Origin of the sequence: Leptolyngbya boryana PCC 6306, assembly GCF_000353285.1 — a bacterium.
Classification (GTDB): Bacteria; Cyanobacteriota; Cyanobacteriia; order Leptolyngbyales; family Leptolyngbyaceae; genus Leptolyngbya; species Leptolyngbya boryana.
The window spans coordinates 3,937,419-3,959,183 of record NZ_KB731324.1 but is presented as its reverse complement, the minus strand read 5'-3'; the positions used below and the strand labels follow the sequence as shown (position 1 = coordinate 3,959,183).

13 protein-coding genes and 1 riboswitch are annotated in these 21,765 nt (G+C 47.1%); of the genes, 7 read left to right on the top strand and 6 right to left on the bottom strand.

Annotated elements, in window-relative coordinates; genetic code table 11:
• Nucleotides 1–58: 58 nt before the first annotated feature.
• Nucleotides 59–814, bottom strand: coding sequence for an LmeA family phospholipid-binding protein (locus LEPBO_RS0119805; RefSeq protein WP_017289309.1), 756 nt, complete (start codon nucleotides 812–814; stop codon nucleotides 59–61).
• A gap of 320 nt (nucleotides 815–1,134) precedes the next feature.
• On the opposite strand from LEPBO_RS0119805, the gene LEPBO_RS0119800 reads away from it, so the two are divergent.
• The 3 genes from LEPBO_RS0119800 (at nucleotide 1,135) to LEPBO_RS0119790 (ending at nucleotide 3,520) form a co-directional block, all read left to right on the top strand.
• Complete coding sequence (locus LEPBO_RS0119800) at nucleotides 1,135–2,385, top strand: DUF4912 domain-containing protein (RefSeq protein ID WP_017289308.1); 1,251 nt, start codon at nucleotides 1,135–1,137, stop codon at nucleotides 2,383–2,385.
• 191 nt (nucleotides 2,386–2,576) lie between these two features.
• Nucleotides 2,577–3,146 (top strand): hypothetical protein, encoded by a 570-nt coding sequence (locus tag LEPBO_RS0119795; RefSeq protein WP_017289307.1) that lies wholly within the window; start codon nucleotides 2,577–2,579, stop codon nucleotides 3,144–3,146.
• Entirely contained in the window at nucleotides 3,143–3,520 is a 378-nt protein-coding gene (locus LEPBO_RS0119790) for a DUF2358 domain-containing protein (protein WP_017289306.1), read from the top strand. The genes LEPBO_RS0119795 and LEPBO_RS0119790 overlap by 4 nt, the downstream gene beginning before the upstream one ends.
• Nucleotides 3,521–3,528: 8 nt before the next feature.
• Here the strand turns inward: LEPBO_RS0119790 and LEPBO_RS0119785 are convergent, their stop codons facing one another.
• The 3 genes from LEPBO_RS0119785 to LEPBO_RS37640 all read right to left on the bottom strand — a co-directional run bounded on the left by LEPBO_RS0119785 (nucleotide 3,529) and on the right by LEPBO_RS37640 (nucleotide 9,379).
• Entirely contained in the window at nucleotides 3,529–4,287 is a 759-nt protein-coding gene (locus LEPBO_RS0119785; RefSeq protein ID WP_017289305.1) for a DUF4333 domain-containing protein, read from the bottom strand.
• 3 nt (nucleotides 4,288–4,290) lie between these two features.
• Nucleotides 4,291–5,499, bottom strand: coding sequence for an esterase-like activity of phytase family protein (locus LEPBO_RS0119780; protein ID WP_017289304.1), 1,209 nt, complete (start codon nucleotides 5,497–5,499; stop codon nucleotides 4,291–4,293).
• Between the two features lie 301 nt (nucleotides 5,500–5,800).
• The gene (locus LEPBO_RS37640) at nucleotides 5,801–9,379 is read right to left on the bottom strand and encodes a response regulator (RefSeq protein WP_017289303.1); all 3,579 of its coding nucleotides are present in this window, start codon (nucleotides 9,377–9,379) and stop codon (nucleotides 5,801–5,803) included.
• Between the two features lie 447 nt (nucleotides 9,380–9,826).
• On the opposite strand from LEPBO_RS37640, the gene LEPBO_RS0119765 reads away from it, so the two are divergent.
• The 3 genes from LEPBO_RS0119765 (at nucleotide 9,827) to thiC (ending at nucleotide 15,593) form a co-directional block, all read left to right on the top strand.
• Nucleotides 9,827–10,288: a hypothetical protein gene (locus tag LEPBO_RS0119765; RefSeq protein WP_017289301.1), complete on the top strand. Its 462-nt coding sequence runs from the start codon at nucleotides 9,827–9,829 to the stop codon at nucleotides 10,286–10,288.
• A gap of 383 nt (nucleotides 10,289–10,671) precedes the next feature.
• The gene (locus tag LEPBO_RS37635) at nucleotides 10,672–13,947 is read left to right on the top strand and encodes a phycobilisome rod-core linker polypeptide (RefSeq protein WP_017289300.1); all 3,276 of its coding nucleotides are present in this window, start codon (nucleotides 10,672–10,674) and stop codon (nucleotides 13,945–13,947) included.
• Nucleotides 13,948–14,118: 171 nt separating this feature from the next.
• Nucleotides 14,119–14,211: riboswitch (TPP riboswitch) on the top strand.
• An 8-nt stretch (nucleotides 14,212–14,219) separates the two neighbouring features.
• The gene (gene thiC / locus LEPBO_RS0119755) at nucleotides 14,220–15,593 is read left to right on the top strand and encodes a phosphomethylpyrimidine synthase (protein ID WP_017289299.1); all 1,374 of its coding nucleotides are present in this window, start codon (nucleotides 14,220–14,222) and stop codon (nucleotides 15,591–15,593) included.
• Between the two features lie 465 nt (nucleotides 15,594–16,058).
• Here thiC and LEPBO_RS0119750 read toward each other — a convergent pair whose 3' ends face one another.
• A complete protein-coding gene (locus tag LEPBO_RS0119750) occupies nucleotides 16,059–16,433 on the bottom strand; it encodes a response regulator (RefSeq protein WP_017289298.1) in 375 nt (124 codons plus the stop codon).
• 1,017 nt (nucleotides 16,434–17,450) lie between these two features.
• Between LEPBO_RS0119750 and LEPBO_RS37630 the strand changes: the two genes are divergently transcribed.
• Nucleotides 17,451–20,183 (top strand): PAS domain S-box protein, encoded by a 2,733-nt coding sequence (locus tag LEPBO_RS37630; protein WP_051077810.1) that lies wholly within the window; start codon nucleotides 17,451–17,453, stop codon nucleotides 20,181–20,183.
• Here the strand turns inward: LEPBO_RS37630 and LEPBO_RS0119740 are convergent.
• Nucleotides 20,174–21,763: a hybrid sensor histidine kinase/response regulator gene (locus LEPBO_RS0119740; RefSeq protein ID WP_017289296.1), complete on the bottom strand. Its 1,590-nt coding sequence runs from the start codon at nucleotides 21,761–21,763 to the stop codon at nucleotides 20,174–20,176. The two genes, LEPBO_RS37630 and LEPBO_RS0119740, sit on opposite strands and share 10 nt — an antisense overlap.
• Between the last annotated feature and the right edge of the window lie 2 nt (nucleotides 21,764–21,765).

Below are 21,765 nucleotides of genomic sequence, written 5' to 3'. Positions count from 1 at the left end.
ATAGGGAGAAATTCAAGATTTCTGCTCCCTATCTCCCCACTTCCCACTCCCCAAATGGCTAGGGAAGCACCATTAATTTACCAATACAAGTCACCTTGTCAGGTTCGATCGTCAATTCGTGAATCTCCGTCTCGCTGCCTAAATTAAAGGTATACCCGTCTAGATCTGAAAGCGGTAAGCCTCGTTTGGCAGTTGCATGAGGTAGCCATTGCGGATTGACCAATTTCAATAAATTGGGTGCAGCTAAATCAAAACCTGTCCGAATTGCGATCGGCGTTGCATTTCCACTATCTGAGATCAAATCTGCCCCTAACACCACGAGATTGGAGCGCAGTTGAATCGAGAGATTCTGCAAATTCAATTCGCGATTGCTACTGACTCCTGCGGCACCTGATCTCAGAAGAGTCTGTAAAAATTCAATCACGCCAGTTCTCAGTAAAGGCGCATTTAGAGACGAACTCAGATCCGTCGCTTCTAATAAAACTGATCCCTGAACAGAGATCGGCTCAAGCAGTCGTAACGGCTTGCCTCGGACAATTTGACCAGCGTTTACGCGAATATTTTGCCCTGTCAGTTGAATCTGGCTGAATGCAAGACCTTGATAAATCGCATTTCTCGCGGTCAGCGCAAGTTGAGGAATACAGCCTGAGAGAATTTGCCGATCTCCTGATTCAATCTGAACTTGTAACTCCTCAACTTGCTCGACTTGAGATCTTAACCAGAGTCGAACAGCCGGAGCCAAAACTTTACTGATTAATCGAGTTCCTGTTGCAGCAGTCTCAATTTCATTCGTATCGCGATCGCTCAAAGTCATATGTCATTCAGTAAAGAGGCTTTAGAGCAGTGTACAGGAAAGCCCCTGCGAACTGCATTTGTCATCAAATCTTGACATTATGCGATCCCAGAACGCTAAAGTGATCCCAAATTGTTATGATTTGATGACATTGCGATCCCTGAATTGCCTGAAAAATCGTAAAAGCCTGATCAATCAAGCGCTTTCACCCCTTGATCCTGGGAGAAGATTCCGGCACTATGTAAGGCATCTTGCGATCCCCAAAGATTAAGAGAAATTAAGTTGGGTGATCCCCCGACCGCTTGAGATAAGGACAATCAACACAATCACGGAGAAGTGATATGGCTACAGAACGTCCCCCTCTCACTGAAATGACCTTGCGGCAATTGCGTCGAGTTGCTAGCGAATATGGCGTATCTCGCTATAGCCGAATGCGAAAAGACCAGCTTCTCGCATCGATTCAGGAGATTGAACGGACACGATTTTCGACCCCTACCCCGTCCCCCCGTACCATAGAGGCACAAGAAGCTGTGGAAGCAACTAAATTCGATGTTGGACAAGACGACGCTCAATCCTTCACGGCAACGACTTTAGCAACGGTTGATGCCGATTTAATGGATCTTCCAGAAGGATATGGAGAAAGCCGCATTGTATTGATGCCCCGCGATCCTCAATGGGCATATACATACTGGGACATTCCCAATGAGCACAAGCAAGACCTACGTCGCCAAGGTGGACAGCAATTAGCACTGCGTGTGTACGATGTCACTGACGTAAATTTGGATTACCAAAGCCCGCACAGCGTTCAAGAATATCCCTGTGATGAGATGGCGCGGGAATGGTATTTGCCTGTTCCGGTCAGCGATCGCGATTATGCGATTGAAATTGGCTACCGGGCGGGAGATGGTCGCTGGTTAGTTCTGGCACGCTCCGCATCGGTGCGCGTTCCTCCGGTTTACCCGTCTGACTGGATCGAAGATCATTTCATCACCTTGGCTTGGGATGAAGATCTGCGCGGCAAGACGCTTCTGGAATTGGTTCCGCCGACTAAGAAGCAAGCAATGGGCACAGGCGTTGGCGGTGCTCAAAGCAATCCGATTTACGACGAAATCTTTGGCATGGCGCAAACGACCGAAGCAATGCGAATTGCGGGATCGCTCTACGGTTCGATGCAGCACTCTGCTTCTGTCTCGCATCTAGACACGATCAGTTCTTACGTCTTCCCATCGGGTGTAGGCATGTGGGCATTGCCGACTGCTTCGGGAGTCAATATGTCGGGTGTTGGGTTCTCAGCGTCTGCTCCGCCAATTCGTCCCCGGAAATTCTGGTTGATTGCGGATGCGGAATTGATTGTATACGGTGCAACTGAGCCAGATGCAACTGTGACGATCGGCGGTCGCCCCATCACGCTGAATCCCGATGGTACGTTCCGATTCCAAATGTCCTTCCAGGACGGTTTGATCGACTTCCCGATCATGGCGGTTGCCGCAGATGGCGAACAAAATCGCGAGATTCATATGAAGTTCGAGCGTGAAACGCCTGCGCGTCGTACGAATACGAAAGAAGAAGCGATCGAAGAATGGCTCGTCTAATGTAATGCCAAGAGGTGAGCAGCGCTTCGGCTCACCTCGTTCTCAGTTCTCCCTTCCAATCGATCGAGTACTCGATCGATTTTTTTTATGGGCAGAATCCTGATTACATTAGAGGGATGAGACACGACGCTAAGTGGTTAGTGTTCTGCATTCTCTAGTTATCTGTGCTCTATTGATGAATTTGATGAATTATGACGTTAGATGAATTGTCTTCGACGTTGACTGTTCTGTTTGGGGATCAAGTCCAGGCGTTGGCTCCAGGTTCATTTCAAGTTGAAACTCCCCAGTTTCGATTATTGATATTACTTTCAGAAGATGAGTCTTGGGTCAGGGCATTGCTCCCGATCGCACCTGCTCAAGATGCGGAACCTTATTTAGAACAGCTACTCGAATCGAATTTTGATGTCACGCAAGAGGTGCGCTATGGGTTGCATCAAGGCGTACTTTGGGCAGTGTTTCAACATGCGATCGCGGGATTGACGACCAGAGATTTTCAAGCTGCGCTTGAACGAATGATCGCGTTACAGCAGGCAGGATTAACAGATCTGTTCAATGCCTTTGTGGAGAAGCAGATCCGACAAATTGTGCAGGCAGCGAAGCTTCAGGGGCAATCCTTGGAAGCAACGATTCAGATGCTCGATCGCTTTTATCAAGAAGGAATGATGGGTGATTTGGCGATGGGAGTGCAGTCGAGGGAACAAACCATGGACGCTTGGCAGCGTCAACTGCGACGACTCTGGGATGAGGGAGAAGACGTATGAATTTGGTGAAAGTGTTGCGCGAAGATTATGCGAGATTTCCAGCTAACCAAACGTACAGCATTTATGCACCGGATGTTTGGTTCAAAGATCCGATGAATGAGTTTCGTGGCATTGATCGCTATCAAAAAATGATCCGGTTTATCGAGACTTGGTTTGTGGATGTCCAGATGGATTTGATCTCGATCGTACAAACCGAGAATGAAATCAAGACGCGATGGATTTTGAGTTGGAATGCGCCTCTACCCTGGAAGCCCCGGATGAGGATTCCAGGATGGAGTGAGTTGCACGTGAACTCAGATGGTCTGATTTCAGAACATGTGGATTATTGGGAGTGTTCTCGCCTAGAGGTGCTGAAACAGGTGTTCCGCAGTTAATTTTCTAGTTAATCCTCTGGGGGCGGTTGCGTATTCAGCGCTTCTTCAGCGGTTTGTGCAGGCAGCCCAGAGGATTGACCAGAAGCATCTGTGGAGGTTTCTGGTGGCTTGGATTCAGAGATCATTGGTGCTGTGGAGGCTAGGGATGGTGTGCCTGCATTCGTTGCGATCGCGGCTGGTTTGGGATCGCTGACCTTGATGATGCGCTGCCAGTTAATCGCACCAGAAGGTTGAACCGTGACTTGAATTGTTTCCTTGGGTTGATCGGGTTGCTTTGCTGGTTTGTCTTCTGGTTGATTGGAACGAACAGTTTTTTCAGATTTCTCTTCATGCTTGAGGAGCTGACATTCAAAAGTTTCGCCAGGTTTGACGGGTCGATAAAGATTTGTTCCCCCACAATCGATCGCAGCTCGACCCATTTCTTTTTGCAGCCCTTGCTCAAATTCGGTTTTCAGTTGTGCCATATTGAGCAAGCCTTTGACGCTGGTTGCGTCCCAAGTGATACTGCCTTGGTCGTCTCGCTGTTGAACAGAAATCGCAAATCCAACCTTTTCGTCGAGGACACCGACACATTCAAAGGTGCTCGCTGCTTTTGGTTTGATATTGGCAGGACAAATGACGGATTTTACAGCGCTTCCACCTTGTTTTGTGATGCCAGATTTGATGATTTCTTCGATTTTTTCAGTATCTAAAGTTTTTTCACAACCTGCCAGAGTCACAAAGAGAGCTACAAAAGGAATGAGTTTGAGAACGCGAAAGTGATTCATAGTCTAACGTTTGGGTAAACCGATACGAGAATCTAAATTGAGCGATCGAGCTAGTCTGAGTAAGATAATTTCCGTATTGTCGATATAGGGAGGACGAGCCATTGTGAATGGGTAATTATTGTCATTTGCAACCAGAATGGTGTTGGCATCAAGCACGAGCAGATTTTCGATCGTGACGAATGGAAACTGAAACTGTTTGTTTTTATCTCGATTCAGATCATTTGGATCTTCAATATTTAATAAGTCAGCAATCTCTTGTTTTTCAAAATACTGATTTTTATCTTTCCTGGTTAAATCAATTTTGTATATTTTTTTGAATTTCGCTTCTTTTCCCTGTTTTGCATCTCGCTCAATCACTAAATATTCATTTTCATTAATGACAGTCATGTCACCCGGTGCATGTTCTGAATTTTCGAGCTTGTAATAACCAGCTAATCCGTTAAATTTCCCCGTTTGTGCATCCACTTGATAAATTCTCAACACTCCTTCAGGATCACCTTTCACAGTTCCTTCAAGCATTGGATAAATTTTGGTGCGATCGGGATTGATTGCCATCGCTTCAAATCCCTTTGATGCAGCGAGGTTGGGCTTGTCCGAACTTTGAGGCGATCGTACCCATCCTCCTTTGAGATCGGGAGTCGAAATCGGTGGAGCTAGAAGCTTGCCGTATTGATCAAAATGCAATAAATAAGGACCGAATTCATCCCCGATCCAAACTGAGCGATCGCTGGCAATCACCAAGGATTCAGGATCGAAATCTGCACCCGTGAGCATACGGCTCTCTTCGTTGACCAACTTAAAGGGCACTTTGCGATCGTGATCGATCAGTTGAAAAAATTTGAGTGGTTTCACTTCTCCGTTTCCGCCTCTGCCTCGGAAATTCGGTGTGACTTGATAAAGTCTGAGTAAGAAGTCTGAGCTGTTCTCTTTTGATCCAAATCCGTTGTCTGTCAAGAACCAGAAAGAATCGCGATCGGCAAATTGCACCGCGCTCAATCCTTGAATCGGTTGTCCATTAAAACTGCCCGTCCGCCCGTTTGCTGAGATTTTTGCACCTGAATTTGCACCCGGAACAAATACATCCGCAGGCAAAGCAGCAAATCCAACTAAGGTCGTCAGATTTTGAGCGGTTACAGCAGATCTGAGAAAAAGAATGAGCAATACGATTGCTAAGAACGGTGCAATCCAGCTTTTGTGAAACAGTTTTCTCATAAGCAGTAGCATTTCATAGCAACATTAAGAAGTGAGTATGAAAAGAACAACGATCGGTTAAATCGATCGCTGTTTTCAAAGGAGGCTTTAGAAGTATAAAAAGTCTCTTTGCTCACCTTGCCATCTCACCCTGGAATGAAATTCGGGGCTAGTGAAGTGAAGTCTGTGCAACTTTCTAATACAAAGGTTTGAGCAATCCAGTTCTCGTCAAAGGACTTCGCACTGCTAACCTGGAATGGAATTTCAGGGCAGGTGAATGCGTCTCAATGATTACTTTCAAAACATTCTCACACCCCCCTGATTAGGTTTGATTCGTCAGAAATTGATTCAACGCTTCCAGCATTTCCACGAGTTGCATGATGAGCAGGGGGGCTTGTGTTAAATCATTTTGCAATGCCTGAACTTCTAGCATTGATGCAACTGATTGCATTTCATATAAACCCACATTTGCACTTGCCCCTTTAATGTGATGCGCTGCACGAGAAAGGTCGATCGCGTTTTCGCTGGCTAATGCAGTTTTTGCAGCATTGAGATGCTGATGCGAATCTTCTGCAAAAATTTGCAATAATTCTCTCTCAAACGCTTCATTTTCGTCTGAGATTTGATGGAGATGCTCCCAATCGATCGCTAAAGTCATAGTCTGTTTTACTACTTGTTGTTCTAAAAACTCACCCCAGTAGGTCAGCTTTTCGCTTAGCTTCTCTTTGGAAATTGGCTTACTCAAATAGTCATCCATTCCTGATGCTAAGCAGAGATCGCGATCTTCAAGCATGGCATTTGCTGTGAGCGCAATAATCACAATGCGACGCGAGGATTGCTGAGATCGGATCAAGCGGGTCGCTTCGTAGCCATCGACAATTGGCATCTGACAATCCATCAATACAAGGTTGTATGGAATTTGATGCAGTATGTCGATCGCTTCTTTTCCGTTTGCCGCAACGTCAGCAGTGTAGCCTAAATGTTTCAGTTGATTCAAAGTTACTTTCTGATTGACAATATTGTCTTCAACCAAGAGAATTTTGAGCTTTGAGTTTGTTTTTTCAGACAACACCGGAATTGCTGTGTTTTTCTCGATCGCGTCCACGTTCTGCATCGTATTCATCATGCAGTCAAGCAACCGGGATTGTTTGACTGGCTTGATCAGATATGCGGAAAACCCAAGCTCTTTCATACGTTTCGCACCGCCCCAGCGATGGGCAGAGGTGAGCATAATTAACCGGGTATGCGCAAGTGTTGGATCGGCTTTAATCTGTGCGCCTAACATTTCGCCATCAATCTCAGGCATTTGCATATCAAGAATCGCAAGATCGTAAGGCATTCCAGCATGAGCGCGATCGCGTAATTTTTGCAGAGCGATCGTTGCATTCTCCGCCTCTTCGACCTCAAGCCCCCACGCCGAAACTTGAGAGCGAACAATCGTTCGATTCGTTTCGTGATCATCGACAACCAGCAATCGCAAATTGGCTAAATCTGGAATTTGGGTCAGAGCATTGTCATCACTATCTTGTGCAACAAGCGGTTGAGATTGCTTTGCAAACGTCAAGGAAAACCAGAATTTGGAGCCAGCGTTTGGCGCGCTTTCAACCGAGATCGAACCACCCATCAATTCGACGAGTTGCCGCGAAATCGCTAATCCTAGCCCGGTTCCCCCATATTGCCGAGTCATTGATGCATCGACTTGAGCAAAGGGTTGAAAAAGCCGTGCTTGAGCCTCTTGAGGAATTCCAATTCCTGTATCGCTGACACAAAAGAGAATCGTTGCTTCGCTAGCGGTTTGGGAGTCTAAAATCGCTTCGATCAGGACTTCACCCCGTTTGGTGAATTTAATCGCGTTCCCAACGAGATTCGTGAGAATTTGGCGTAATCGGCTAACATCGCCGCGCAGCGCGATCGGTAAATCATGATGAATCAATGTTGCAATCTCTAATTCCTTCGCAAAAGCAGCAGGTGCAAACAGATCAGCGACTTCTTCGATACAAGTCGTGAGATTAAAATCGAGCGTTTCTAGCTCCATTTCTCCCGCTTCTAGCTTCGAGAAATCGAGAATCTGATTCATCAGGGTCAGTAAGTTATCGCCGCTCGCCCGAATGGTTCCGACAAAATCTCGCTGAGTCGGATTCAGGTCTGTATCTAAGAGCAATCCAGTCATCCCGAGGACAGCATTCATGGGTGTCCGAATCTCATGGCTGATGGTGGCAAGAAACGTACTTTTCATCTGAGAAACTCGTTCTGCTGCGGCTCTCGCTTGCTCTAAGGCTAAATTTTGCTCGGTTAAGCGCGATCGCTGCTGTTGCTCTTGATCGAGCAGTCTTGCCTGCATTAAAGCGATCGCCACTTGATTCGCGAGCTGCACTAAAAACTCGACTTCAAACGCTTGCCATTGACGCGTGCTTTCGCACTGGTGCGCAATTAACAACCCCCATAATTGCGGTTCTACTGCATCGTCTTGATGCTGCAAAATTGGAACGACTAAGGTCGCCTTGACTTCAAGCTGTTGGAGTAATCGCAGCTGATACGGCATCAGATCAGCAAGTTCAGTATCATCGACCACGATCGTTCCGCCCTGCTGATACCATTTCCAAGGTCCCTCTCTGAAGCAGGCTTCCTCAAAGTGTGCACCCAGTGCCGAACTCCAGCCCGCACGAACAGATTCAACGACTACTGTTCCTGATAGCTCTCGCTCAAATCGATAAATGATCACTCGATCAGTTTGCAAAAACTGCCGCACTTCTGCCACAGTCGTTTCTAGAATTTCATTCAGATGCAACGATTGCCGAATCTTCAACGTAATGGCTGCGAGTAATTGAGATCGCGCATTTTGCCGTTGCGCTTCTTCTTCGGCTTGTTTGCGCTCAATAAATTGTCCAACTTGTGCCGCGATTGCCACCATCATCGCGGTCATCATTTCCGCATCCGGCGGTCGTACCCGATGACTAAACAGCGCAATGATACCAACCGTCTGCTCTCGGCTCAGAATCGGACAGCCCATTGCCGCGTGCAGTCCGACTCGAGCCGCAATATGCGATCGTAAAAACATTTTGTCGTAGACCACATCGCTCATCCAAAGCGGTTGCCCACTGCTCCAAACTCGTCCGGGCAACCCATAACCCGGTGCAAATACCCACGATTCCGAGGAATTTGAAAACTCATGAAACTGAGCGGCTAATCGACTCCAATGTGCCTGACAGCGAATCACGTTGGCAGTACGATCGGCAATCCACAACTCCCCAAAATCCCAATTGGTATGTTCACAGATTGTCTGCAGCAATCGTGGTGTTGCTTCATTTAACGATGGCGCTTCCGCGAGAACGCGTGTCACAAGATGCTGAAGCTGGAGCTGAAGCTGCATTCCTGTGGATCGCCCTTGTGCAGCCCTTTGCTCTAGTTCAAAGATTTTTCGTTGCTGCTCTAGTAATGTCACAGCTTGTTGAGCCAGCGATCGCAACGCCGTTTTCTGCTGCGCATCTAAACTCTGGGGCACATAATCCATCACGCAAAGCGTCCCCAACGCGTACCCCTCTGCATCAATTAATGGCATTCCTGCATAAAATCGAATGGGGGGAGTAGCCGACGATCCTAAAGGATGACAAATAAACCGTTCATCTCCAGACGCATCCACGACGACGACGACATCCGATTTCGTCAATGTATGGTTACACATGGATTTACGGCGAGGCATTTCAGTCGCATCGATTCCGACACTGGACTTAAAGACTAAGCGATCGGTATCCATCAACCCTAACAGTGCGATCGGAACGTCACAAATCTGTGCTGCCAAGTGAGTTAGGCTATCAAACAGTTCCCGACAGGACTGGTCTAGAATGCCGTACCCGTAGAGGGTGATGAGTCTCGCCGCTTCTTGTTCCGGGGATGCGATCATAATTTTCTTCGCGGACAACTGGCGGTTTTTTTATACCAGGTCAAACAGTGCGCAACTGTATTAATCGCTATTAATCGCTGCGATACGGATATGAGAGCCGCACTAAAAAATGGTCAATCTTTCAGGAGCCAAGTCAATCCACTGAGTATGGTAAACCAGAAGACCCAAACGGGAACCTGGAAATATGTGAGGACTTCTGAAGGAAATAAGATTACTTTAACCACGCTAAGCCCTAGAAATGGTAGCACAGCCAAAATGAAAAATGGCATGACTCTCCTGACTCTGAATGTATCAATAAATGCTGATTTATATGGCGCTACAGGACGCTTGCCAACGGCAGTCTGAAAAGCGAACACTCACTGACGATCGCCCCTCTCTTCGGTTCTAGAATACAAATTAGATGCGGTTAAGAAACGATTATTCACACTTCACGCAGGGAATTTTACAATGATCAGGCGACTTTTGAGCGGAGTGCTAGTGAGTGCGATCACTCTTACTCTGCCTGCACTGGCACAACCCAATAACTTTAAAACTTTGACCATCGACGATCAAACTTCATCGGGAATGATGATGGGATCGACTGGAGGAACAACTTCCCTACCTGCCGTTGTCAGCAACAGCGATCGATCCGAACGCAAATGTCTTGGCTTTGGCGATCCGAATCCCGATCATACGATCGTGCTGAAAAAACCAGTCTCTACTCTGACGCTTCGAGTCGATAGCGGCGGCAGCGACACCACTTTACTGATGTCAGGACCCGGCGGAGTACGCTGTGCCGATGCTGGCTCTAAAAAAGATGCTCGCTTACGAGAGAAAGACTTGCAACCCGGCACTTACCAAGTCTGGGTGGGAACCGTAACTCCAAACACCAATCGAGAGTATCGTTTAATCGTACGGACGGGCAATTAAGATTTATCGGGCGTTTGTTACAAAACTTATACCGTCTCTCATCAGCGCACCCGCTATCTTTTATGATGAGAAGTCGATTCAGCAGCGATCGAGTTCTACACACTTTTTAATAATTCAAGTGTAGGAACCCGAATCGTTTTAATCTTAAAAATGAACTGGTTGACCCTGGGCGGTGTTTGACTTCTGATTTTGGATTTTAGATCTTGGATTTTGAATTTTTGTTCAGAACCCGATCCCTAAATTCCATCAGCCTCAGCATGTGGATGAAATCATATATAGTCAATCCAAAATCGCCAATCCAAAATCTAAATTGGCTGTTCCAGGTGAAGCTCTGGTCAGATTTAACACAGTAACGATCCGTAAATGGGAGCTTTAGAAATCCAATGAGTGTTAAGGCAAGTGGTGGAAGCTCGGTTGCGCGCCCGCAACTATACCAAACAGTACCAGTTGCAACGATTTCACAGGCAGAGCAACAAGACCGCTTTTTAGGGCGGGGCGAACTCGATGAACTCGTGCAGTATTTCAAATCTGGGCAAAAACGTCTAGAAATCGCTGAAATTCTGACACGGAACTCTGAACTGATCGTCTCGCGATCGGCAAACCGCATTTTTACAGGCGGCTCTCCGATGGCATTCCTTGAAAAGCCAAATGTTGACGCAGAACCTGTGAAAACGGTGGCAGGCACAACCCTGAATACCGAAGAAGGGATGAAACTGGGAACTGTCACTTATGCGGAAGGCTCCGGCGGCGGATTATTTGGCGGCATTCGGAACTTCTTCCTAACGCCGAGCGCAGGTGCAATCCCTCCAGGGTTCCGTCCAATTAACGTGGCACGCTATGGCCCGAGCAATATGGCGAAGTCGCTCCGCGACTTAAGCTGGTTCTTACGCTATACGACCTATGCGATCGTGGCAGGCGATCCGAGCATCATCTCAGTCAATACTCGCGGGTTGCGCGAAATTATTGAACGAGCATGTTCCGGTGAAGCAACCATCGTGGCACTGCAAGAAATGAAAGTCGCAGCCGGAATTTATTTCCGGGGGGATGCAGATGCAAAAGCGATCGTCGATCAGTACTTCGATGTTCTGATCACTGAATTTAAAGCGCCCACACCTTCAACCAAACTGCGTCAACGTCCTTCTCCCGACCAACAGGGCTTACAACTGCCGCAAATCTACTTCAATGCAGCAGAACGCCGTCCGAAGTTTGTGATGAAACCAGGACTGTCGGCAAGCGAGAAAAACGAAGCAGTCAAGGCAGCTTACCGCCAGGTATTTGAGCGGGACATCACTCGCGCTTACTCATTGAGCATCTCTGACCTCGAATCGAAGGTGAAAAACAGCGAAATCTCGATGAAGGAATTCATCCGTCGCTTGGCAAAATCACCCTTGTACCGCAAGAACTTCTTCGAGCCGTACATCAATAGCCGCGCTCTTGAATTGGCATTCCGTCACATTCTCGGTCGGGGTCCTTCTTCGCGTGAAGAGGTGCAGAAATATTTCTCGATCGTATCGAGCGGTGGGTTGAATGCCCTCGTCGATGCTTTGGTCGATTCGCAAGAGTACAGCGACTACTTCGGAGAAGAAACCGTTCCGTACCTGCGTGGCTTAGGTCAAGAAGCTCAAGAATGTCGCAACTGGGGTCCGCAACAAAACCTGTTTAACTACAGTGCACCCTTCCGCAAGATTCCGCAGTTTCTCACCACGTTTGCCTCTTACGATCAGCCGTTGCCGGATCAGCACGTTTACGGTTCTGGAAACGATCCACTAGAAATCCAGTTTGGTGCGATCTTCCCGAAAGAAACTCGTACTCCTAGCGCAAGCCCTGCTCCATTCGGCAAAGATACACGTCGAATCTTGATCAATCGCGGACCTGGCATCAACAACCAGCTCAGCAATCCAAGCGCGCGCGGTGTTGCTCCTGGCACGCTTGGTCCAAAAGTCTTCAAATACGACCAAAGTCCTAGCTTTACCAAGTCATTTGGAAAGCGGTCTACTGGCACAAAAGGCATTAGTACCAAATTCTCAGAAAGCTCCACCCAAGCGGTGATCAAAGCGGCTTATCTGCAAGTTTTCGGGCGCGATGTCTATGAAGGACAACGCCTCAAAGTCGATGAAATCAAGCTGGAAAACGGCGAAATCACCATTAAAGAATTCGTCCGTCGCTTGGCGAAGTCACCGCTATTCCGCAGTCTGTACTGGGAAAAACTGTATGTGATGAAAGCGGTGGAATACATTCACCGTCGCTTGTTGGGTCGTCCAACCTACGGTCGCCAAGAAACCAACAAGTACTTTGATATCAGTGCGAAGAAAGGCGTTTACGCATTAGTCGATGCGATTCTTGACACGGAAGAGTACAACGTAACCTTTGGCGAAGATACCGTTCCTTATGAGCGCTATCTCACCCCCGCAGGTGTTTCTCTGAGAATGAACCGCGTCGGTTCGATTCAAGACAAAGGCACCAAGATTACGAAAGAGGAAACACCTCTGTTCGTTCAATTGGGAACTTCGACTGGTCTACGGACTCAACCCGATGTAGACTTCCGGATCAACCAAGGGGTCAGCAAGAAGCGCGAACAAACGAAAGTCTTCAAGCTTACCCAACTCAACGACAAGGCGAACCTCAAGACTGTGATCGGTGCGGCTTATCGTCAAGTCTTCGAGCGCGACATTGCTCCGTATGTGATCCAAAACGAATTCTCGGTCTTGGAAACTCAACTCAGCAATGGCGATATCACCTTGAAAGAGTTTATTGCAGGGCTTGGTTCTTCCAGTCTGTATGTCAAGGAGTTCTACACGCCTTACCCGAACACGAAAGTGATCGAGCTAGGAACGAAGCATTTCTTAGGACGTGCTCCTCTGGATCAAGCTGAAATCCGCAAGTACAACACGATTCTGGCGACTCAAGGCTTGAAGGCGTTTATCACCGAGATGGTCAACACCGTCGAGTACAACGAAGCGTTTGGTGAAGATGTGGTTCCATACAACCGTTTCTTAACCTTGCCGGCTGCGAACTTCCCGAACTCTCAAACCTTGTACAACAAGCTGACGAAGCAAAACGATAAGGTTGAAGTTCCGAGCTTTTCGCCCACGAATTCGCGCCTAGATATTTCCACGATGCCGTTGACTTCTAGCGCGATCGCGGCAAATGGCAAAGATGTAGCTCAAGTGGGTCGTTCTTCGACTCCCTTCGTCCCGGCAGAGTTGGACATGCGCCGTAAGCCTGCTCGCATCTACCGGATGAATCCTGGCATGATGCAGCACGAGAGTGAGATGGTGATCAATGCCATTTATGCTCAAGTGATGAATGTACCAGCGGATCAAGTTCCGGTTGAGTTTAAGCGATCGGATCTCGAAGCTCAGTTGCAGCAGGGCGAAATTTCAGTGCGGGAGTTTGTTCGCGCATTGGCAAGTTCACCGAGCTATAGCCAGCGCTTCTATACTCCCTATCCGAATGCAAAAGCGATCGAGCTATTGTTCCGTCATTTGCTAGGTCGGGCGCCGATCAGTCAGGAAGAGCTGCACGAATACAATCAGATCTTATCGGGTCAAGGGTTGAGTGCTGTTGTACATGCGATCGTCGATGGAACTGAGTATGCTCGCTTCTTTGGCGAAGATGTCGTTCCCTACAAGCGCAATCTAGATGCGACTTCGATCTAATTTGCTCTAACTAAAGTCGGTTGAATGATAAAGCCCTCGATTGTTCTGCAATCGAGGGCTTCCTTTTGTGGGCAGCTTGTTTATCTACGATCGCGCTTCTACATCAAACTTTTCTTGACTGAAACGATCGCGACATATCCTGCATTTCTGCGCTCAGACTGGTACGATAGACAATCAAGCTAGGGGTGCCCGACTGGGCTGAGAACAAACCCTTAGAACCTGAGACTGGGTAATGCCAGCGAAGGGAAGCTCATTAATCAGAGGAAAAACTAATGCGGACAGAATGGATCGCAAAACGCCGAGGACAGAAGAATGTTTCTCAAATGCACTACGCTCGCAACGGAGTCATTACCGAAGAAATGCACTATGTCGCTCAGCGGGAAAATCTTCCTGTTGAATTGATTCGCGATGAAGTCGCACGCGGTCGGATGATCATTCCGGCGAATATCAATCACCCCAATTTGGAGCCGATGGCGATCGGGATTGCTTCAAAATGTAAGGTGAACGCGAACATTGGGGCATCGCCCAATTCCTCGAACATTGATGAAGAAGTAGACAAACTCAAACTCGCGGTCAAGTACGGTGCTGATACCGTGATGGATTTGTCAACCGGGGGCGGAAACTTAGATGAGATTCGGACTGCGATCATCAATGCTTCTCCTGTGCCGATCGGAACTGTGCCGATTTATCAGGTTCTCGAAAGTGTGCATGGCAATCTCGATCGCTTAACCCCAGATGATTTTCTACATGTGATTGAAAAGCACGCTCAACAAGGCGTGGATTACATGACCATTCATGCGGGATTGTTGATCGAATACTTGCCGCTCGTGAAATCTCGAATTACTGGGATTGTTTCTCGTGGTGGTGGAATTATTGCGCGCTGGATGTTGCAGCATCACAAGCAGAATCCGCTCTACACCCACTTTGATGACATTATCGAAATTTTCAAGAAGTACGATGTGTCGTTTAGTTTAGGAGATTCACTGCGTCCGGGTTGTACTCACGACGCGTCGGATGAAGCTCAGCTTTCGGAATTAAAAACACTCGGACAACTGACCCGTAAAGCGTGGGAACATGATATTCAAGTCATGGTTGAAGGACCAGGACATGTGCCGATGGATCAGATCGAGTTCAATGTTCGCAAGCAAATGGAAGAGTGTTCGGAAGCACCTTTCTATGTCTTGGGTCCATTAGTCACCGATATTGCTCCAGGCTATGACCATATTACTTCCGCGATCGGGGCTGCGATGGCAGGTTGGTATGGGACTGCTATGCTGTGTTACGTGACTCCGAAAGAGCATTTAGGCTTGCCGAATGCGGAAGATGTTCGTAATGGGTTGATTGCTTATAAGATTGCGGCACATGCGGCAGATATTGCACGGCATCGACCGGGAGCGCGCGATCGCGATGATGAGCTTTCGGCTGCACGGTATAACTTTGACTGGAATCGGCAATTTGAACTTTCGCTGGATCCAGAGCGAGCCAAGGAATACCACGATGAAACATTACCAGCAGACATTTATAAGACTGCTGAGTTCTGCTCGATGTGTGGACCGAAGTTCTGCCCCATGCAAACGAAAGTAGACGCTGATGCGCTAACTGAACTTGAAAAGTTCTTGGCACGGGAAAAACAGCCCGTTCGCTAATTGCTTGTTACTCAGTCTTGCTCTCTAAACTCACAAATCTTAGGAATTTAGAGGGCAAGCTTGCTTTTTAAGCGATCGCGGCAGGTTGTAGTAGCCGATGCGAAGGTTGGCGAGTTCGGGTCAGACTTTCATGTCTAATCGTATTCATTGCATGTATCCGTTGGTGAAATGAAGCCGGAAAGTATTCACGACAGTGGCTACAATACCAATTCTTCTCTCCATGCAGTACATGGGAGAGTAAAGTATGAGAGCAAATAAAACATTGATTTGAAGCGTTCATGCTAAGCCAAACCCAACTCGTTGCTAATGCTATGGGTAGCTTACTAGGTCAAGAGTTCATCACAAATCTTCCACGCGATAGAACAGGCTTTTAAGAAAAGCTTAAATTTACTATGGCAGTCCTGTCTGCTGCGCGGAAGTGGAATTGAGCGTTGCCGTACCAGTCTTATAAATGTGACCTGGTAGTTACCATGCCAAAATTTCTGCAATTTGTTCTGCTAAATTTAACGGCTCAAATGGTTTTGCAATCATGCCGGAAATCGGTAGGGGATGGTTTGGATCAGCCGCGATCGCAGGTAGCTTGGCAGTCAAAAGAATAACTGGAATGGCTGCGGTGACTGGATGTTTCTTCAAGTGTCGTAAGAGCATGATTCCATCCATGTCCGGCATCATGATATCTAGTAAGATTGCATCTGGCTGTTCTGTTTCAGCCTTCGTCAATCCGTCTGCCCCTGATGTTGCAACGATCACTGTCCAACCTCCAAGTTTGCTCAGACAGGCTTGAATGACCCGAGCCAGTCTTCTTTCATCATCAATCAGCAGAATCCGCTTGGCTAACATAAACTCTAAGCCAGATTGAAGTGGATATTTCTCTCTTTGCGAAGTATCTTCTCCATTATCTTTTACATCTTCCCTGTATCGGATATTTAGCTTCTTAAGTATGGAGCAATACAAAGCTGTCGAGAACATAGAACCGTTGCTATCGAAAGTCTTGCTGTCACTAAGACTTCTTATAGATAATTTACCCCTAATGGAACTGTACGATTGCATCGTTTCATGCGGATCATAAATTCATCTTCAAAATTCACCCTCATGTTCTGAACGTTGTGCAGCATCGTGATCGTTTACCCTCGTTCACTCACATCTTCAGCTTGGGGCAACCTTGTAATGAAGCAACTTGTCATCTGTGTTGAAATATCTTGGCTAGAAAGATTGGCAAGAGCCTTAACAGAATAATTCGCGTTCATGATCAATTCTAAAAAGCCTTTTATTGTACTTTTTAAATTTGAAGAAATTTTGGAGAAATCCTGAGTTTATTTGTAGACGCAATTCGTCTGGAAAATGATAATCTTATTCCTATTTAGAAAAACGATTTAGAGCCAGCAGAATTACTTTAGGAAATCGATCATCCGCCTAGAATTATCAATTCAATTACTCACCAGCCTAAATCGTCTGAGTTTGCTCTCATCCAAGGATTTCTTCTTTCCAAATGCAGCAGAAAAACCGGGCGTTTTGTTCCCCTCTTCGAGGCTGAGAGGGAATCTAGAGACAGCAACGCATTCGGGAAATTCTCGGTGAATCAACGCTCATTCCTTTTTGAAATTGATACTCCTATCACTTCACAGATTAACTTAAACCCCTCTGTAGATAGATATGATTTTTGCTTAATCACGAGAGATTTTGATATGCATTCTTACGTTGCTGTTAATTGTGTGACTGAGATCAAGCTCAGATCGAACGCATCTTAGAGGAAAGAGAGTGCTGAACCAATTTATCTTTGCTGAACTGGCATTCAAACTTTGATATAAGCCTAGAAAGTATGTCCTGTTTTCATTCGTTTCCTTGTTGATGAGCACAATGACGCAAAGCCAACAGACGGTTCTAATTGTTGATGACTTTTTTCAAGATCGGCAAATGTATCGCCGTTACTTAACGAATGATCCAGGAATAACCTACACAATTTTAGAGGCAGAATCAGCTTTCGATGGGTTGAAGGTATGCGAGTTGCAGCAAATCGATGGAATTTTGCTTGACTTTCGGCTGCCAGATTTAGATGGGCTTCAGTTTTTGGCAAAGTTGAAAGCTCAAGGGGGCAAAACTTTTCCGCCGATCGTGATGATCATCGAGCAAGAAGATGAATCTATCGCAGATCAGGCGATGAAAAGCGGTGCAGAAGATTATTTAGTCAAAAGTCAGATTACGCCAAACCGCTTGAGATTGACCCTTCAAACTGCGATCGAACATACTGCACTGAGACGAGCACTCCAGCAAACACAACAGGCTTTGCGAGACAGCGAGGAACGCTATCAGGCGATCGTGCAAGATCAAGCCGTTTTGATTTGCCACTTTCTTCCCGATGGAACACTGACTTTTGTCAATCCTGCTTACTGTCGCTACTTTGGGACGACTGCCGAAACCTTGCTCGGACAGAATTTTTTGCACCTGATCCCCGAAGGTGCTCGTGAGCAGATTCAGCAACAGATTGATGTACTCAATACATTAACTCCAGATCGTCCGACTCTGATTCAAGAACATTTAGTTTGCAGATCGAACGGGGAGATAGGCTGGCAGCAGTGGACAAATCGCGCCATTTTCAATTCAGCAGATCAAATCATCGAATTTCAAGCCGCAGGACGAGACATCAGCGAGCAAAAAGCGACTGAATTGTCCTTGCAGCAAGCAACCGAACGCTTTGAGCTTGCCGTCATGGCGACCAATGGTTTGATTTACGATTGGAATTTCAAAAATAATACCGTTTACCGTTCACGAGGCTTGATGGATCTGTGTGGCTATTGTCCTGAAGAAGTCGATCCTTCGCTGCAATGGTGGTGGCAACAAATCCATCCTGAAGACCTGGCTCGATTTGATTTCAGTAACTTAAATGAGCACTTAGAAAGCCTCGATCGCTATTGTGCAGAATATCGAGTGCGCCATCGCAACGGGCATTATCTGTGGGTTGAAGATCGGGGTTTAGTCGTCAAAGACATTACAGGTCAACCGATCCGCATTGTAGGAAGTACGATTGATATTAGTAATCGTAAGCAAACCGAAGCAGACTTGCGAGAGAGCGAAGCTCGACTCAAACGATTGGTTGATTTGAATCTAATCGGCATTGAATTCTGGGATGCAGATGGAACAGTTTTAGATGCGAATGATGCTTTTCTCAATTTAGTTGGCTACACGCGTGAAGACTTACATGCTGGGAAAGTAAACTGGAGAGCTTTGACCCCGCCAGAACAGATCCAGCTTAGCGATGCGTCGATCGAGAAAATGCGCCAGCAAACCTCGGACACCTTAGAGAAAGAATACATTCGCAAAGATGGTAGCCGCATTAGTGTGCTTTTGGGGGGGGTGATGTTTGAAGGATCACACCATCGCGGCATTAGCTTTGTGGTCGATTTAACCGAACAAAAACAGCTCCAGCGCGAGCGAGAAATGTTACTTGCCGAAGCTCAGAACGCTCGTGCTGCGGCTGAACTGGCAAATCGAACCAAAGATGAGTTTCTCGCGATCGTCTCTCACGAACTGCGATCGCCCCTGAATGCGATTCTGGGCTGGACAAAACTGCTGCGTTCTCGTCAGTTTGATTCTGCGAGAGTTGAACAAGCGTTAGAAACGATCGAGCGCAATACGCAAGCTCAAGTCAAGTTAATCGAAGATTTGCTCGATGTGTCTCGCATTCTGCGCGGTCAACTCCGCTTAGATTGTGTGCCCATACATTTAGCCCCAATTATCACAGTTGTCGTTGCAAACGGACAGCTTGCAGCAACCACAAAGCAAATTCGACTCTGTTCGACCATTGAGCCAGAAGTCGGACGGATTTTAGGAGATGCCAATCGGCTGCAGCAAATCCTGACAAATATCGTGACGAATGCGATTAAATTTACCCCCAACGGCGGACATGTTACCGTCTCGTTAGAGCAGGTCGGCAATGATGCTGCTATCAGTGTAACCGACACAGGACAAGGCATCAGTGCTGATTTTTTGCCGTATATCTTTGAGCGATTTCGACAAGTGGAAAATAGCACCACCCGATCGAAAGATGGATTAGGGCTAGGACTTGCAATTGTGCGGCATTTAGTTGAATTGCATGGCGGAACCGTTCAGGTTGAGAGTCCGGGGCTAAATCAAGGTGCAACGTTTACAGTCAGGTTTCCACTGATTGATCAGGTTGCTCAACCGACCTCGATTGAGCCGAATCCTACGATCGCAGACTTGAGCAAGGTCAAGATCCTCATTGTCGATGATGTCCTTGATACTTGTGACTATCTTCAGTTTGTCCTGAGCGATTTTGGAGCAACCGTTGCCATCGCTCATTCTGCGGCACAAGCGTATGGGATATTTCAACAGTTTGTGCCAGATGTACTGCTGAGTGATATTGGTATGCCAGAAGAAGATGGGTATTTGTTGTTGCAGCGAATTCGACAATTACCACAAGGTCAATCTGTCAAGGCGATCGCGCTGACTGCTTTTGCTAAACCCGAAGACTGCGATCGCGCCTTGGGGGCTGGATTCCAAGCCCATTTAGCGAAGCCTGTAGAACCCGATGACTTGATTAATGCGATCGTGAAGGTATTCAATCATGCCTGAGTCGTTGCAAGTTGGTTGACGGTTTGAATCAGTTCGTCAGGATTCAGAGGCTTGACTAAATGCCGTTGAAATCCAGCCAGAATCGCTTGTTGCTGAGTCGCTTCAGAGGCATAAGCCGTCAGTGCGATCGCGGGAATCAATCGCGCGGCATCCGAGCGCGATCGTACCGATTCAATCAATTCAAATCCATCCGCACTCGGCATACTGAGATCCGTCACAATCAAGTCGAATCGAGCACGATTCAGTGCAGTCATTGCCTCTGACACAGAATCGACAGCCGTGACGGTCGCACCACAACTTTCCAATAGAAACTTTAGGAAATCCAGCCCATCCTGCTCATCATCCACAGCTAAAATATGCAGTCCAGCCAAGCTAGGTAACTCATCACCTTTGAAGTCGGTTGGGTGTAAATGAGCCTGAAATCGAGGCTCAGCGATCGGCAGCTTGATAATAAACACTGAGCCTTGCCCCGCCCCGCCACTGTGCACTTCAATCGTTCCGCCATGCAGTTCAACTAAATGCCGAGTAATTGCTAATCCGAGTCCTAGCCCGCCAATTTTGCGCGTACTAGAAGCATCTTCTTGCCGAAACGACTCGAACACATAAGGCAGAAAGTCTGAGGTGATGCCTCTACCCGTATCTTGAACAGATAAAACTGCAAAATTTTCTGCATCGCTTAAGGAAATCTCAATCTGTCCTGCTTCAGGTGTAAATTTAATCGCGTTCGTGAGCAAATTCCACACGACTTGCTGCAAGCGAGTCGCATCACCCCGAATCATCATCGAAGCCTCAGCATCAAACTGCAGTTTAATTCTTTTGTTATCTGCCATCAAACGAACCGTATCGAGCGCAGAATGCACCACAGCGATGAGATCAATGATCCCCCACTTGAGGCTTAATTTGCCGCGCAGAATGCGAGACACATCGAGCAAATCATCGATCAATTGCACTTGCAACGCTGCATTTCTAAAGATCGTATTGAGCGCGCGTTGAGCGACCTCGCCTGAAAGCTTGCCTTCACAGAGCAGTTTCGACCAGCCTAAAATCGGGTTAAGCGGGGTACGGAGTTCATGAGAGACGATCGCCAGAAACTCGTCTTTGACTCGATTGGCAACTTCAGCGCTTTCTTGAGCGAGTTTGCGGTTCTCAGCTTCAGCTAAAGCGCGATCGCGCATTTGACGATACTCTTGCACCTGAAAGGTCAAATCGGTGACATCTTGAATCGACAGCATTGCATAAAATCCGTCTCCTTGAGTCGCGGGAATCGAAGTCACGGTGGTATGTTGAATCCGCTGTCTGCCATCCGAGAACGCAGTTGGAATGATGTATTTGTGAAGCTGTGAGGAGAAAATTGTCGGTGGTCCTCCCTCAAAAATCGGAGCGAGGCGATTGGTATAAAGCGATTGACGAAAGTGAGGAAAAAAGTCACAAATCGCTTGCCCCTCAATCCGCTTGCGCCCAATCTGCGTCCATTCTTCTAGCGCACTGTTCCAAAATACGACTTGATAGTCCGATCGGAGCACACAAATCCCGAGTGGCATTTGATCGAGCAGACTAAAGCGATCGTCGAGGTAGGACATGA